Below are 13844 nucleotides of genomic sequence, written 5' to 3' on the forward strand. Positions count from 1 at the left end.
TATTGCAGTGATCTTAAGATCAACGCGGTCCATGTGGGAGCCGGCTTGCCGGCGATGAGGCCAGTACAGAATGCATCAATCGTAAATAACCCGCTTCTTCCAGGTCTCGTCCTCATCGGTCTTGAGCCCTGGGTCAGGGCGTTCTCGTCGTTCTCGGCCGGCTCCATCTTGTCCAGCACCTGGGCATTGGCCCTGGCCAGCAGTTTCTCCAGGTAGGTCAGCTGCTCTTCATATTGCTTTGGCTCAGGCTGTTTGCGCAGGTACTGCACGCCCGTTCGAACGCCAGGCGCGCCTGGCCCGGCTGTTCCTGCTGCAGGGCCTGCTGGCCAAGGTTGTTGAAGAACTCGATATGCAGCAGTACCAGGATGTGGCGGATTTCCTTCACCCAATACTTGCCTTCGTTGGTCTGCAGGACGTTTTCCTGGGTAGCGCGGACGATTTGGGTATGCAGCGCCTCTAGCAAGAACCGCACACCTTGGCCTTTACCTCGGTCTGGATCGGGCTGGGCGGGTTGTTGACCGGAATCTGTTCGCCTTTGGCAACCAGGCCTTCGAGTTCGGCAATGCGGGCCTTCAGGTTGCCGTTGTGCTTGTCCAGTGCCAACTGACGCTGGTTGAGGTTCAGCTCAAGCCGGGTAAGCAGCAGCTTCAACGCTGGCGTCATGAACTGGCCGGGGAAGGTCTCGGTGATTTCGCCACAGCGGCGTACGCGGTCGGCCAGTTCCACCTTCAGCCGCGCGCGTTCGAGCTTGCTGTTTTCGACCACGTTGTTGAGGTAGCCGATCACGATCAGCAACGCGATGCCCGCCACGATGAGCAGAGTGATCAGAAGTGGTGTCACCGTTAACGCCTCATGAATAGGTGTGCATATTTGATTGTAGGAGCGTGCTTGCTCGCGAGAGGCCCGAACACGCAAATCTCTTTTTCTATCGGCAACCAGCCATATAACTGCATGCTGGCACATTAATGCCGAGTTGCCGTCAGAAAATCAACGTCAATCCTCAAGCGCCACCTGCAAGCACCTGCCAGACTGCCCGAAGTCATTGATTTAAATAAATTTCTACAAAGGGGTTGACGCCTTCCCGAACCATCCATAGAATGCGCGCCACTTGCAGCGTAAAGCACACAGCGAAACGCGGCAGGGAGTGAAAGCAAGCAGTAATGCTTGTAGCGTGTCCCCTTCGTCTAGTGGCCTAGGACACCGCCCTTTCACGGCGGTAACAGGGGTTCGAGTCCCCTAGGGGACGCCAATGCGGGAATAGCTCAGTTGGTAGAGCACGACCTTGCCAAGGTCGGGGTCGCGAGTTCGAGTCTCGTTTCCCGCTCCAGTTTCTCCGGCAACGCCTAACGGCGGGGCAGGAAAAGAAAATCCAGGCTGAATCGTGAGGTTCAAGTCTGGTGCACTGAAAAAGTGTTGTGTGTCCCCTTCGTCTAGTGGCCTAGGACACCGCCCTTTCACGGCGGTAACAGGGGTTCGAGTCCCCTAGGGGACGCCATTTGCGGGAATAGCTCAGTTGGTAGAGCACGACCTTGCCAAGGTCGGGGTCGCGAGTTCGAGTCTCGTTTCCCGCTCCAGTTTAAATACTGTGGCGTCTATGCGGTGCAGTGGTGGTGAAGGTCGTCAAGGCGCTTCACGCCGATTAGCGGTAAAGCTTCACAATGCGGGAATAGCTCAGTTGGTAGAGCACGACCTTGCCAAGGTCGGGGTCGCGAGTTCGAGTCTCGTTTCCCGCTCCAAATCGAAGAACGAAGAAAGGGACGAAAGTCCCTTTCTTCGTTTTTGTCGTTCTGTTTTCCAAGCCTGAGTGCGGGTACGCTCGGTACCCGCGGCAATCAGGCGTTCAGCGGTAGCTGATGGTGAAGTTCAGTGCCCCATTGGCAGGCCCTGCCGAAACCTTGGGAGCTACTTGGTAATAGCGCGCCTTGAAATCCAGGCGCGTATTGCCAATCGCCAGCCAAGTGACCGGCTCGTCTTGCTCAAGTGTCATGGGCGAACTGTCATTACGTAGTAGTTGAATGGCGATACCTTCTGCGGGCTTACTGTCGTTCAAGCTGAATAGCCCCAGGGTGGGATCAATCACGTTTGAGCCCAGCGCGCCTTCAAGACGAATGTGTGCTCGGGCAACGCTACCTGCCGGGTCATCCTCGCAGTCGCTCAGTGTGATATGGAAGTTTACAGCCGGCGAGACATCGCCAGGCTTGGTGAACACGGCCGTATCGTGGCTGCCCAGCGGGACTGGGTTGTCACTCACCGCATCGGCCTTGAGGGTGCACTGCGCTTGATTCACGCCAGCGCCCACGCTCAAATGCAATGCGCTACCCAGGTCGGTGATGGTGCCCGTTGCCATTTGTTTATTGAAACGGGTGGGGCCGGATGGTATGGGTCCGGTCTTGATCAGGTAATAGTTGGCGCTGAGGTCGTTCACTACCAGTGGCGTTGGCGAGATGTTTACCGAGTTGCGGCCTTCATAGGGTATTGCCACATCGTCTACAGGGCGAAAAGCATTGTTGGCGCCGGTGTAGGGGTGGTTCAAGCGGACATACAGACCGACGCCGGGGATGCCGGTTTCCAGCACTTTGCCAGTGACGTCCCAGCCATTGACGTCTGGCAGTGGCCCGCCGAACACGGGCACGGATGGGGGCATGAAGAAAGTCAGCGTGCCAGTACCATCGTTGTCGCAGCGGATTTCGCGGTTCAAGGGGTCTCTGGCAACTTCGCGTACGCGGGAGCCAATGACCGTGCCGACTTTGGCGTCCCTGGGTACCCAAAAATCACCCAGGTTGACGCTGTGGCTTACTGGCCCGCTGGCTCCAACCCAGGCGCAACCTACTCTGGCATAGGCCTGCGAAGGGCTGAAAAGTTGAGTGCCTAGGGTAATCCCCAATGCCAACAGGCTTGGCAGGTATCGTTTAGGTTGCATGAATTGGTTCCGTTCTCGCATGGGGCTGGTTCGATCAATCAGGCTTCAGCTGGCTGAGCAGGTCAGGGTCTGCAGGTAGTAGCCCTGTTGCTGGCGCATGGTCGTAAGGTCGATTGGCAATCGGCATTGCTCTGCAGCTCGCTCACCCCATTGCACGCTCAGTTGCTGGCTGGATGCTTCGGTAGCCACCAGCGCCTGACGCGCATGGCGAAGGGGCGAGAGTTGCTCTCGTCGCCGACGCCGGCGAATCGGTGATTGGCCACGTTACCCAGTGGTATGCGATCCAGTTTGGTCCCAAGAGCCGGGTCGATGATTTCGATCGAGCAGGTGCCGCTGGTGATCTGACCGTAAAATTGAATGGAGCCGGTATTGGCGAATGCTGCGCCGCTCAGGCCCAATGCCAGTCCAGCAGTTGCAAGTTTTTTTTTCATGTCTGTCATCCCTTTTATCTGTGTGTCAGCCTGACTTAGTTGCTCAAACTTCAGGCTGGATCGATATCGGCTGACCATGAAGGCCAGCCGAGAGGGAAGCTTAAATAGGACTGAAAAGCTCAGTATGTAAGTCAAATCAGCTGCCGAAGAAGGCAGGATCACGCGTGTGGTAGCGAATCGCTACAGGCCTCAGTTTTTTGTGGACTGGCCCGCTTGGCTGAGAAGCTGCTTTTGCTGGTGCCAGTCAAAAGTTTCGCCATTTTGCTCAGCTTCGTAGCGACGCTCTTCCAGGGCCTGGTAAAGCGCCAGCTCTTCGTCAGGCATGAAGTGCAAGCAGTCGCCGCCGAAGAACCACAGCAGGTCGCGGGGCGCCAAGTGAGCAATTTGCGGGTAGCGTTGAATGACCTGGCAGATAAGGTCCTGGCCAAGGTATTGGCTTTCCAGCGGATCTTGTGGAAGGAGGGTGAGCAGTTCGTCGAAGCGTTCAAGGAACAAGGCGTGGCTTTCCTCTGGCACCTGGTCGGCCTCACCCAGTGCAACCAGGATGGTACGCAGGTGATGGAGCAGTTGCAGGTGATAATCCAGGTGTGGGGTGGCCATGGTGTGGTCCTTTCAGTGGTTGAAACGGGGGCGAAGTATACGTGGGTTGTGGGCCGCCTGGTGCCCCGGTTTACATCTGGATCAGCGCACTCGGCCGTGCGTGGGCCGTAGGCACTCCTTGTCGAAGGCGTCCACCGCGATCACCGCCCGACGTGCTTGCTCGGCTGCCTTGAGCCGCTGGCCCTCACCAGGTTGAAGAACGCCAGCTTCGACAGCTGCCCCAATCGGGCATTGCCCTGGCGCCGGCTGGACGGCGCCGTCCTTGATTGCCTGAGACAGCGTCCTGTGCAGCGGGGCAGCATCGTCCAGCGCATCGCAGGCGCGTTGCAGTGCGGCCACCGGGTCACCTTCTGCCTCAGGCCGGAAGCAGCCAGCCAATAACTGCTCCAGGGCTGGGTCACCTTTGCGACGACCCAGCAACTCTGCAACTTCGGCATCCAGCTCGTCGCTTGGCCCGGTGTGGCGTCGGCCGAACGGGAACACCAGCACACGCAAGGCGCAGCCGACAAAGCGATTTGGGAAGTTGTCGAGCAACCGGTCCAGGGCGCTCTCTGACTGGCCAGGCTTTCTTCCATGGCCCAGCGTAACAATGGTTGCATATGTTCTGGCGAGCCCAGGTCGTGGTAGCGCTTGAGTGCGGCAGACGATAGGTACAGGTGGCTCAGCACATCGCCCAGGCGCGCACTCAGACGTTCGCGGCGTTTCAGGGCCCCACCCAGCAACATCATCGACAGGTCGGCCAGCAAGGCGAAGGCTGCCGCCTGGCGGTTCAGGGCGCGGAAGTAACCTTGGCTCAGGGCATCTCCGGGCGCCTTTTCGATTAGCCCCAGCCCTAGGCCGAGCACCAGTGTACTGGCTGCATTGCCGGCCGCGAACATGATGTGTTTCATCAACAGGTCATCGAACTCATCGAGTGCCTGCTCATGGTCCTCACGTCCGGCCAGGGCCATTTCCTTCAGTACGAACGGATGGCAGCGGATAGCACCCTGGCCGAAGATCATGAGGTTGCGCGAAAGAATGTTGGCGCCTTCGACCGTGATGAAAATCGGGGCGCCTTGCCAGTTGCGTCCCAAGTAGTTGTTCGGCCCCATGATGATGCCCTTGCCGCCATGTACGTCCATGGCGTGGCGGATACATTCGCGGCCTCGCTCGGTGAGGTGGTACTTGAGAATGGCTGACAGCACCGAAGGCTTTTCGCCCAGGTCCACAGCTTGGGCGGTCAGTAGCCGAGCGCTATCCATCAGCCAGGCGTTGCCACCAATACGTGCCAGTGACTCTTGGATACCCTCGAACGCGGCTAGCGGTACGTTGAATTGCTCGCGTATGCGTGTGTACTGGCCCGTCACCAAACTGGTGTATTTGGCAGCACCGGTTCCGACTGCCGGGAGGGAAATCGAGCGGCCGACCGAGAGGCAATTCATCAGCATCATCCAACCCTTGCCGAGCATGTCTTTGCCGCCGATCAAAAGGTTCAGCGGGATGAATACATCCTTGCCACTGTTGGGGCCGTTCATGAACGCAGCACCGAGAGGAGGTGGCGCTTTTGCCGATCTCGACACCTGGAAGGGTTGTGGGGATCAATGCCAGGCTGATGCCAAGGTTCACCTGATCGCCCAGCAGGTGGTCGGGGTCATATGCTTTGAATGCCAGCCCCAGCAGTGTGGCGACGGGCCCCAGGGTTATGTAGCGCTTCTCCCAGTTAAGGCGCAGGCCAATAACCTCTTCACCGTTCCATTGCCCTTTGCAGATGACCCCGGTATCGGGCATGGCGCCTGCGTCAGAGCCCGCCAGAGGGCCTGTGAGTGCGAAGCAGGGGATTTCTTCGCCTCGGGCCAGGCGGGGAAGGTAGTGGTTTCGCTGCTCATCTGTGCCGTAGTGCAGAAGTAGCTCTGCGGGGCCGAGCGAGTTGGGCACCATCACGGTGGAGGCCAGGTCGCCGCTGCGTGTAGCGAGCTTCATCGCGACCTGAGAATGCGCGTAGGCCGAGAACCCTTGCCGCCGTACTCCTTCGGTATGATCAGGGCAAAAAAACCTTGCGATTTGATGTGCGCCCATGCCTCGGGAGGTAAGTCCATGTCCTGGCCAATCTGCCAATCGCTGACCAAGGCACACAGCTGCTCGGTCGGCCCATCAATGAACGCCTGTTCCTCTGCTGTCAGCTTTGGCGCTGGGTAGTCGAGCAAGGTTTGCCAGTTCGGGCGGCCGCTGAACAACTCACCGTCCCACCACACAGTGCCAGCGTCTATGGCCTCGCGCTCAGTCTGCGACATGGGGGAAGCGTGCGCTGGAACCAGGCAAAAACGGCGCGAGTCAGCACCTTGCGGCGCCATTGTGGCAATGCCACCAAAGCGATTTTCACTACCAGCACCAACGCTATCAGCGTCAGCAACCAGGTTGGCACGTTACTGAATACGCCCATCAGCAACACATAAGCTGCCACCGCACCGAGTATCTGCAGAGGCGCTAGACGCCGGTGTGTGAGATAGGCTGCACCGATTACCAATACCGCCAACCACAAAAGCAACATAGTCTTTCCTCCGTGACCTTGGACTCCAGATTCATGCAGCAAGCCTAGTCGGTCTGTTGCAAAACCCTGCTCAAACCAGTGACAGAATGTGGCTGATGGAGTTCGTTTTTGCGGAGCATCGCGAGCAAGGCCTTGGCCGGGCTTTCCTGGAAACGATATTGCAAAGCGTTATCTGGAAAATGCCTTAGCGACGATCGTACTGCTTTGAAAGCACGTTGCGAGATCGTCGCTCGGCGGCTTTTGGTACGAACCTAGTTATTCAGAAGTTCAACCAAGGCATCTACATCGGTGAACGGATGGGGATGATCGTCATGGCCCAGTACCAGTCTTCTTCATCTGATTTATTTGAGTCTATGGCCAGCACAACCGTGAAGGAGTCTGGCGCGCCATCAGCCGGTATAAATACGCCTTGGCCATCGACTTTGCCGTTGCCTGCCAAGCTGTGCCAGACGATGTCGCTGAGGGCGACTTGCCTTTCCTTGCTTGTCAGATCGGTGTAGAACATCGATAGCTTCAATTTCCCCGCTTCATTGGCCGCTTTGAAGTAATGCGTTTGACTGAAATACTCCGATACCCAGGTGGCGTAAGCTTTGCCCGTTGCGGTGGAGGCTTCGAGCACATCGGCAACGGCCGGCAGACTTATCTGGCGTGTGCTGTCCTTGCGGATGGCAGGGATCAAAGTTTTGCAGCCGGGATTCGGGACAGGGGCAGGAGCGAGTTCGCCGGGGGCTGGTAATGCGGTGTGCCGTCTATGACCTTTATCGAGCCTGACGGTTGGTTCGTAATAGCCCATGTCGGGTTGACCGATTGTGGGATTACGCTCAGCTTCTGCGGGGCAGCTGTCGATGAAATAATTGTTGCCAGCGGTACTGGTTGAAAGGGGGAGGGCATCGGCATGGGGGGCACTGTCCTTTGGCAGGGTAATGTAATCGAATTCAACCATCAGCAAATACCCAGGTATCAAGAAGTCATGGACGTGCTTCCAGGTATCGGGTGGCAAGATGATACTTGGGAATATGGAAATGTCGGCCGGGATGGTGCCGTTGGACTCGAAGGCGTCGAGGTCTAGCCCTATGCTTACTTCGCCGGTCCCAGGCTGCACTAGGGGTGTGCTGAGGGCTTTATTTAATGACTGGTTGTAGCCCCGCCAGATGAAACGGTTGTAAAAAGAATCGAACTCAGGATACATCCAAATGTCAAAACTGCGGCGGCGCCAGAGTAAGTGTCCGATCAGAGTGTTTTTTTGATTGGCATAGTGTGTTTCGAATAATGCGCTATCTTCCGGCCTTCCAGACCATATTAGTCTGGGCGGCGTATCCCAGTAGTAGCGGATGTCAATGTCGGTGTTGTTTTCAATTTTCAGATAGCTACTGTCTACGTCAAGAGTGAGTGTCAGTGAATCGCCGTTGGTGCCGGTGTTGCGTATTCCAGCGATTATCGGGTGTCTAAGCCCTGTATCCTTGCGGGTTTCGAGACGTGTGTCTTTGGTCACGAGCCGGGTGATTTTTACGGTCCGGTAATACATGTCATATGTGAGATTTGTGGGACCGAGGTGAACGACGCTCCATTCCCAGCGCTTACCAACGGTCAATTCGCGTTTGCTGGTGATGATCTCGTTGTTGTGTGTGTCCAATGAGTGGTTTTCATAGTGTTTTTGCCAGGAATTATTGGTCAACTCCACAGGGCAATAAGCGGCTAAAACCATTTTCGTTGAGGTCGAGGGCGCGTCCATCATATTTGTCCTTGCTGCTGGGTGAGCTGGAACTGTATGTTTTTTTGTTGATACTTAGAACTGACAAAAATGCTAGGCCCTGGATGTTATAAAGTTGGTCTGAAGCATGGTTATCCTAGGTCGATCGCCTACAAGCTTTGCAGTACACTGCTGCCTTCCGCATACCAAAGGACGTTGCCATGCTGAAGATCTGGGGCCGCAAGAACTCGAGCAATGTGCGCAAGGCGCTGTGGATCGCTCACGAACTTGGGCTGGATTTCGAATCCATCGACGCTGGCGGCGTTCGGCGTGGTCAACGAACCGCACTACCGCGCCCGCAACCCCAATGGCCTGGTGCCGATGCTCGAAGATGGCGACCTGACGCTGTGGGAGTCCAACACCATCGTCCGTTACCTGTGCGCCGAATACGGCCAGGAGCAGGGCTGGTATCTGGAAGACCCACGCCAGCGCGCCCTGGCGGACAAATGGATGGACTGGACCACCTCTTCCTTCGCCGGCCCGTTCCGCCCGCTGTTCTGGGGCCTGCTGCGCACCCCGAAGAGCAACGCGACTGGGTGGCGATCAACGCCGCGCATAAGCAATGCGCCGAGCTGCTGGCGATTGCCGACCAGACATTGGCGCATCAGCCCTACCTTTCCGGTGACCAGATCGGCATGGGCGACATCCCACTGGGTAGCTTTATCTATGCCTGGTTCGAAATGCCCATCGAGCGCGCAACCATGCACCACCTGGAAGCCTGGTACGAGCGCCTGAAACAGCGGCCTGCCTACCAGGCGGCGGTGATGACCGCGCTGACCTGATGCGGCTTCGATAGTCACTATCAAATACACATGACTGTACTTGTGCGGCCAGGCCTTGCACCATGGCCGCACTCACTGCGCCAGTGACCTGCCCTGGCGTGTCCTGACCTTTTCACTCGGTACGTGACCCGCTATGAGTTCTGCCCTGTCCATTCGACAGTTGACCAAAACCTACGGCAACGGTTTCCAGGCCCTCAAGGGCATCGACCTGGATGTCGCCGAAGGTGACTTCTTCGCCTTGCTCGGCCCCAACGGTGCCGGCAAATCCACCACCATCGGTATTCTCTCGACCCTGGTGAACAAGACCAGCGGCACGGTGAACGTGTTCGGCCATGACCTGGACCGCGAGCCAGCGGCGCTCAAGCGCTGCCTGGGCGTGGTACCCCAGGAGTTCAACTTCAACCAGTTCGAGAAGACCTTCGACATCGTCGTCACCCAGGCCGGCTACTACGGCATCCCGCCCAAGCTGGCCAAGGAGCGCGCCGAGCAGTACCTGACCCAGCTGGGCCTGTGGGACAAGCGTGACGTGCAGTCACGCTCGCTGTCCGGCGGCATGAAGCGCCGCTTGATGATCGCCCGGGCGCTGATTCACGAGCCGCGCCTGCTGATTCTCGACGAGCCGACCGCTGGGGTGGACATCGAGCTGCGCCGTTCGATGTGGAGCTTCCTCACCGAGCTCAACCAGAAGGGCATTACCATCATTCTGACCACCCACTACCTGGAAGAAGCCGAACAGCTGTGCCGCAACATCGGCATCATCGACCACGGCACCATCGTCGAGAACACCAGCATGCGCCAGCTGCTGGGCAAGCTGCACGTCGAGACCTTCGTGCTGGACCTCAAGCAGGACCTGGCCACCGCGCCGGTATTGCAGGGTTACCCGTGCCGGTTGATCACCCCGCACACCCTGGAGGTGCAGGTGGACAAGGACATCGGCATCACCGCGCTGTTCGGCCAGCTGGCACTGCAGAACATCGAGGTGCAGAGCCTGCGCAACAAGACCAACCGACTTGAGGAGCTGTTCGTGTCCCTGGTGGAAAAGAACCTGTCGAAGGTGGCCGTATGAGTGTGGAACTGCGCACCAACTGGGTCGCCCTGAACACCATCGTCTACCGCGAAGTGCGGCGCTTCTTGCGCATCTGGCCGCAGACCCTGCTGCCGCCGGCGATCACCATGGTCCTGTACTTCGTCATCTTCGGGAACCTGATTGGCCGGCAGATCGGCGACATGGGCGGCTTCACCTACATGCAGTACATCGTGCCGGGGCTGATCATGATGTCGGTGATCACCAACTCCTACGGCAACGTGGTGTCGAGCTTCTTCGGCAGCAAGTTCCAGCGCTCTATCGAGGAGTTGATGGTGTCACCGGTGTCGCCACACACCATTCTCGTGGGGTATGTGCTGGGTGGCGTGCTGCGCGGCCTGGCGGTGGGGGTGATCGTGACCATCCTGTCGATGTTCTTCACCGACCTGCAGGTGCACCATCTGGGCGTGACCGTGGTCGTGGTGCTGCTGACCGCAACCATCTTCTCGCTGCTGGGCTTCGTCAACGCGGTATTCGCGCGCAACTTCGACGATATCTCGATCATCCCGACCTTCGTGCTGACGCCGCTGACCTACCTGGGCGGGGTGTTCTACTCGATCAACCTGCTGCCGCCGTTCTGGCAGACCGTATCGCTGGCCAACCCGGTGCTGCACATGGTCAACTCGTTCCGCTACGGCATTCTAGGGGTGTCGGATATCAGCATTGGCACGGCGATCACCTTCATGCTGGTTGCTACCGCAGTGCTCTATGTGGTGTGCGTTCGCCTGCTGGTCAGCGGCCGCGGCGCGCCTGAGCATTTCTGTAAGCCCTTCTGCTTGCGCCGGCGCCACTGCCGGCCCACCCACCAGCGCCAGTAGGCCATGGTGATGAAGTAGGCAAGGATGCCGAGCACCACGCCACACACCACCGAACCGAGCAGGAAGGGCTGCCAGAGGGTCGCTAGCTGGTCGGTGATCCATTCGAAGGTCAGGTCGTCGGGCAGCGTGCGCGGTGGTGTCTGCAGCAGCCAGGCACCGGTCATGTAGGTGACGAAGAACACCGGCGGCATGGTCAGCGGGTTGGTCAGCCAGACCAGGCTGACCGCGATGGGCAGGTTGCCGCGCACCGGAATGGCCAGGCTCGCTGCCAGCAGCATCTGCATCGGAATAGGGATGAGCGCCGCGAACAAGCCTACCCCCATGGCCCGCGCCACCGAGTGACGGTTCAGGTGCCAGAGGTTCGGGTCATGCAGCAGCTTGCCGAAAAAGCGTAAAGACTTGTGTTCCCGAATGCTGGTCGGGTCCGGCATGTAGCGTTTGAACAGTCGGCGCGGCATGTAGGCTCCCGGGGCGTTGGTGAAGGCAGTATGCCCTGATTCCATCTCAGCCTTGTTCAGAGTTTGTGACAATTGTTGAGCAAGCTTTGCTGTCGATTCGTCTATGCCTCAGAAGGTTATTACGCTTCTGGAGCTCTATCTCATGCGCACAGGGATGTTTGCGCTCGCCCTTGGGCTGTTGTGCCTGGGGTTTCTACCTGCCTTGCCGTCGGTCGGCTGGCTTCTCCTGCTTGTCTGTTGCGCCCTGGTGTGCCTGATGACGCGGTGCTGGCCGGTCGGGCTGTTTCTGCTGGGGTTTTGTTGGGCTTGTTGGTCTGCCCAGCAGGCGCTGGATAACCGGCTGGCGGCGAGGCTGGATGGACGTACGCTATGGCTGGAGGGCAGGGTGGTCGGCTTGCCGACCCGAACGGCGCAAGGGGTGCGATTCGAACTGGCGGGGCCACATTCGCGCCGAGCCGAGTTGCCGAAACTCCTGCAGCTGAGCTGGTTCGACGGGCCGCAAGTTCGTGCTGGCGAGCGCTGGCGCCTGGCCGTAACCTTGCAACGCCCGGCCGGCTTGCTCAACCCCCATGGTCCGGACCGGGAGGCAAGCCTGTTGGCTCGGCGGGTTGGCGCAACCGGCACGGTCAAGTCGGGAGAATTGCTGGCAGCTGTGTCGGGTGGTTGGCGTGATCAGCTGCGTCAGCGATTGGTGTCGGTCGATGCCCATGGTCGCGAAGCTGCGCTGGTTGCCTTGGTGTTGGGCGATGGTGCCGCGCTGGCCGGGACGACTGGCAAACCTTGCAGGCCACGGGCACGGTGCACTTGCTGGTCATTTCCGGGCAACACATCGGTTTGGTTGCTGGGCTGTTCTACGGACTGGTCGCCGGGTTGGCGCGCTGGGGCTTCTGGCCGCAACGTTTGCCTTGGCTGCCGTGGGCCTGTGGCCTGGCCATGGCGGCGGCGCTGGGGTATGGCGGGCTGGCGGGGTGGGGCGTGCCGGTGCAGCGGGCCTGCCTGATGTTGGCGGTGGTGCTGGCCTGGCGCCTGCGCTTTCGTCACATCGGTGCCGGGTTGCCGTTGTTGCTGGCGCTTAATGTGGTGCTGCTGTTCGAGCCATTGGCGGCGTTGTTGCCGGGGTTCTGGTTGTCGTTCACGGCAGTGGCCGTGCTCATCTATTGCTTCAGCGCACGGCTTGGCGGTTGGCGGCCTTGGCAGGCCTGGACGCGTGCACAGTGGGTGGTCGCCATTGGCTTGCTGCCTGTATTGCTGGCCACGGGGCTGCCGGTCAGCCTGAGTGCGCCGCTGGCCAACCTGCTGGCAGTGCCCTGGGTCAGCCTGGCGGTGTTGCCACTGGCGTTGCTCGGCACGGCGCTGCTGCCGTTGGGTGGCGTGGGTGAGCCGCCGCGCTGTGGCTGGCGGGCGGTCTGCTGGACATACTCTTCAAGCTGCTGGGCATGATGGCCGGCTGGCAATCGGCCTGGGTACCCGCCGCATTGCCGCTGTGGGCCTGGTTGTTGGTGAGCTGTGGTGCATTGTTGGTGCTGCTGCCCCGGGGTGTGCCATTGCGCGGGCTGGGCGGGGTGATGCTGCTGGCCTTGTGGGTACCCAGAGAGCAGGTGCCGCCGGGGCAGGTGGAGGTCTGGCAGCTGGACGTTGGCCAAGGCCTGGCGGTACTGCTGCGAACCCGACATCACAGCCTCTTGTACGATGCAGGGCCGGCTCGGGGTGACAGCGACCTGGGCGAGTGGGTGGTGTTGCCGACCTTGCGCAAGCTGGGCGTCAATCACCTGGACGTGATGCTGATCAGTCATGCCCATGCCGATCATGCCGGTGGCGCGCAGGCGGTTGCTCGCGGGTTGCCCATCGGGCGTCTATTGGCGGGTGAGGCACAGACCCTGCGCGGCGCGCAGCCCTGTGTCAGTGATGAACGCTGGGAGTGGGATGGCGTGCACTTTTCGCTGTGGCGCTGGCCTGGGGCGCAAGGCAGCAATGACCGCTCTTGCGTGCTGCTGGTCGAGGCGCAGGGTGAGCGGTTGCTGCTTGCGGGCGATATGGAGGCGGGGGCCGAGCGTGCCTGGTTGGCGGCCAGCGAACAAACCGATATCGACTGGCTGCAGTCGCCGCACCACGGTAGCCGTACCTCGTCCACCGAGGCGTTCGTGCGGGCTACCCAACCACGTGGCGCGTTAATTTCGCGGGGGCGGAACAATGGCTTCGGGCATCCGCACCCGCAGGTGATCGAGCGCTACCGTCGGCATGGGGTGGCGATTCATGATACGGCGGTGGAGGGGGCGTTGCGGTTGCGTCTAGGTAGCTGGGGTGAGGTAGAGGGAATGCGCTCGCAGCGGCGCTTCTGGCGAGAGGCAGCGGCTGAGTCTGGTGGTGGCTGAGCGGGCCAATCGCCGGCAAGCCGGCTCCCACAGGTTTAACGCTGAACCTGTGGGAGCCGGCTTGCCGGCGATGAGGCAGTCACCACAATTCCCTGACCTTCG

7 protein-coding genes, 5 tRNA genes and 5 pseudogenes are annotated in these 13844 nt (G+C 59.6%); 9 read left to right on the plus strand and 8 right to left on the minus strand.

What is annotated here, in order from left to right:
• Positions 1–75: 75 nt before the first annotated feature.
• Positions 76–840 (minus strand): annotated as a pseudogene (locus tag PspTeo4_RS01115) (hypothetical protein).
• A gap of 333 nt (positions 841–1173) precedes the next feature.
• Here PspTeo4_RS01115 and PspTeo4_RS01120 point away from each other — a divergent pair.
• From PspTeo4_RS01120 to PspTeo4_RS01140, 5 genes are all read left to right on the plus strand, one after another.
• Positions 1174–1249, plus strand: a tRNA-Glu gene (locus PspTeo4_RS01120).
• Between the two features lie 2 nt (positions 1250–1251).
• Positions 1252–1327, plus strand: a tRNA-Gly gene (locus PspTeo4_RS01125).
• Between the two features lie 92 nt (positions 1328–1419).
• Positions 1420–1495, plus strand: a tRNA-Glu gene (locus tag PspTeo4_RS01130).
• 3 nt (positions 1496–1498) lie between these two features.
• Positions 1499–1574 (plus strand) — tRNA-Gly (locus PspTeo4_RS01135).
• A gap of 86 nt (positions 1575–1660) precedes the next feature.
• A tRNA-Gly gene (locus PspTeo4_RS01140) sits at positions 1661–1736 on the plus strand.
• A 104-nt stretch (positions 1737–1840) separates the two neighbouring features.
• On the opposite strand, the gene PspTeo4_RS01145 is transcribed toward PspTeo4_RS01140, so the two are convergent.
• The 6 genes and pseudogenes from PspTeo4_RS01145 to PspTeo4_RS01170 form a co-directional block, all read right to left on the minus strand.
• Positions 1841–2920: a fimbrial protein gene (locus PspTeo4_RS01145; protein WP_322361958.1), complete on the minus strand. Its 1080-nt coding sequence runs from the start codon at positions 2918–2920 to the stop codon at positions 1841–1843.
• 45 nt (positions 2921–2965) lie between these two features.
• Complete coding sequence (locus PspTeo4_RS01150) at positions 2966–3109, minus strand: hypothetical protein (protein ID WP_322361959.1); 144 nt, start codon at positions 3107–3109, stop codon at positions 2966–2968.
• Positions 3079–3351 carry a hypothetical protein gene (locus PspTeo4_RS01155; protein ID WP_322361960.1) on the minus strand — a complete coding sequence of 91 codons (273 nt, stop codon included), beginning with the start codon at positions 3349–3351 and terminating at the stop codon, positions 3079–3081. Before PspTeo4_RS01155 ends, PspTeo4_RS01150 begins: the two co-directional genes overlap by 31 nt.
• Before the next feature lie 189 nt (positions 3352–3540).
• Positions 3541–3951: a PA2817 family protein gene (locus PspTeo4_RS01160; protein ID WP_322361961.1), complete on the minus strand. Its 411-nt coding sequence runs from the start codon at positions 3949–3951 to the stop codon at positions 3541–3543.
• A gap of 81 nt (positions 3952–4032) precedes the next feature.
• Positions 4033–6478 (minus strand): annotated as a pseudogene (locus tag PspTeo4_RS01165) (acyl-CoA dehydrogenase).
• Between the two features lie 280 nt (positions 6479–6758).
• On the minus strand, positions 6759–8210 hold the full coding sequence (locus PspTeo4_RS01170) for a hypothetical protein (RefSeq protein ID WP_322361962.1): 1452 nt from the start codon (positions 8208–8210) through the stop codon (positions 6759–6761).
• A 179-nt stretch (positions 8211–8389) separates the two neighbouring features.
• Between PspTeo4_RS01170 and PspTeo4_RS01175 the strand changes: the two are divergent.
• The 3 genes and pseudogenes from PspTeo4_RS01175 to PspTeo4_RS01185 form a co-directional block, all read left to right on the plus strand.
• A pseudogene (locus PspTeo4_RS01175) lies at positions 8390–9010 on the plus strand (glutathione S-transferase).
• A gap of 133 nt (positions 9011–9143) precedes the next feature.
• Positions 9144–10076: an ABC transporter ATP-binding protein gene (locus PspTeo4_RS01180; RefSeq protein WP_322361963.1), complete on the plus strand. Its 933-nt coding sequence runs from the start codon at positions 9144–9146 to the stop codon at positions 10074–10076.
• A pseudogene (locus PspTeo4_RS01185) lies at positions 10073–10840 on the plus strand (ABC transporter permease); the annotation flags it as partial. The gene PspTeo4_RS01180 and the pseudogene PspTeo4_RS01185, both read left to right, overlap by 4 nt.
• On the opposite strand, the gene PspTeo4_RS01190 reads toward PspTeo4_RS01185, so the two are convergent.
• Positions 10801–11370 carry a DUF2062 domain-containing protein gene (locus PspTeo4_RS01190; protein ID WP_322361964.1) on the minus strand — a complete coding sequence of 190 codons (570 nt, stop codon included), beginning with the start codon at positions 11368–11370 and terminating at the stop codon, positions 10801–10803. The pseudogene PspTeo4_RS01185 and the gene PspTeo4_RS01190 overlap by 40 nt on opposite strands.
• Positions 11371–11512: 142 nt before the next feature.
• On the opposite strand from PspTeo4_RS01190, the pseudogene PspTeo4_RS01195 reads away from it, so the two are divergent.
• Positions 11513–13742 (plus strand): annotated as a pseudogene (locus PspTeo4_RS01195) (DNA internalization-related competence protein ComEC/Rec2).
• Positions 13743–13844: the final 102 nt, after the last annotated feature.

Origin of the sequence: Pseudomonas sp. Teo4 (assembly GCF_034387475.1) — a bacterium.
Classification (GTDB): domain Bacteria; phylum Pseudomonadota; class Gammaproteobacteria; order Pseudomonadales; family Pseudomonadaceae; genus Aquipseudomonas.

Excerpts from the sequence above, each read along its gene's own strand:
- PspTeo4_RS01160 (WP_322361961.1), bottom strand. The coding sequence starts at position 3,951 with ATGGCCACCCCACACCTGGATTATCACCTGCAACTGCTCCATCACCTG.
- PspTeo4_RS01190 (WP_322361964.1), bottom strand. The coding sequence starts at position 11,370 with ATGCCGCGCCGACTGTTCAAACGCTACATGCCGGACCCGACCAGCATT.
- PspTeo4_RS01155 (WP_322361960.1), bottom strand. The coding sequence starts at position 3,351 with ATGAAAAAAAAACTTGCAACTGCTGGACTGGCATTGGGCCTGAGCGGC.
- PspTeo4_RS01170 (WP_322361962.1), bottom strand. The coding sequence starts at position 8,210 with ATGGACGCGCCCTCGACCTCAACGAAAATGGTTTTAGCCGCTTATTGC.
- PspTeo4_RS01180 (WP_322361963.1), top strand. The coding sequence starts at position 9,144 with ATGAGTTCTGCCCTGTCCATTCGACAGTTGACCAAAACCTACGGCAAC.
- PspTeo4_RS01145 (WP_322361958.1), bottom strand. The coding sequence starts at position 2,920 with ATGCAACCTAAACGATACCTGCCAAGCCTGTTGGCATTGGGGATTACC.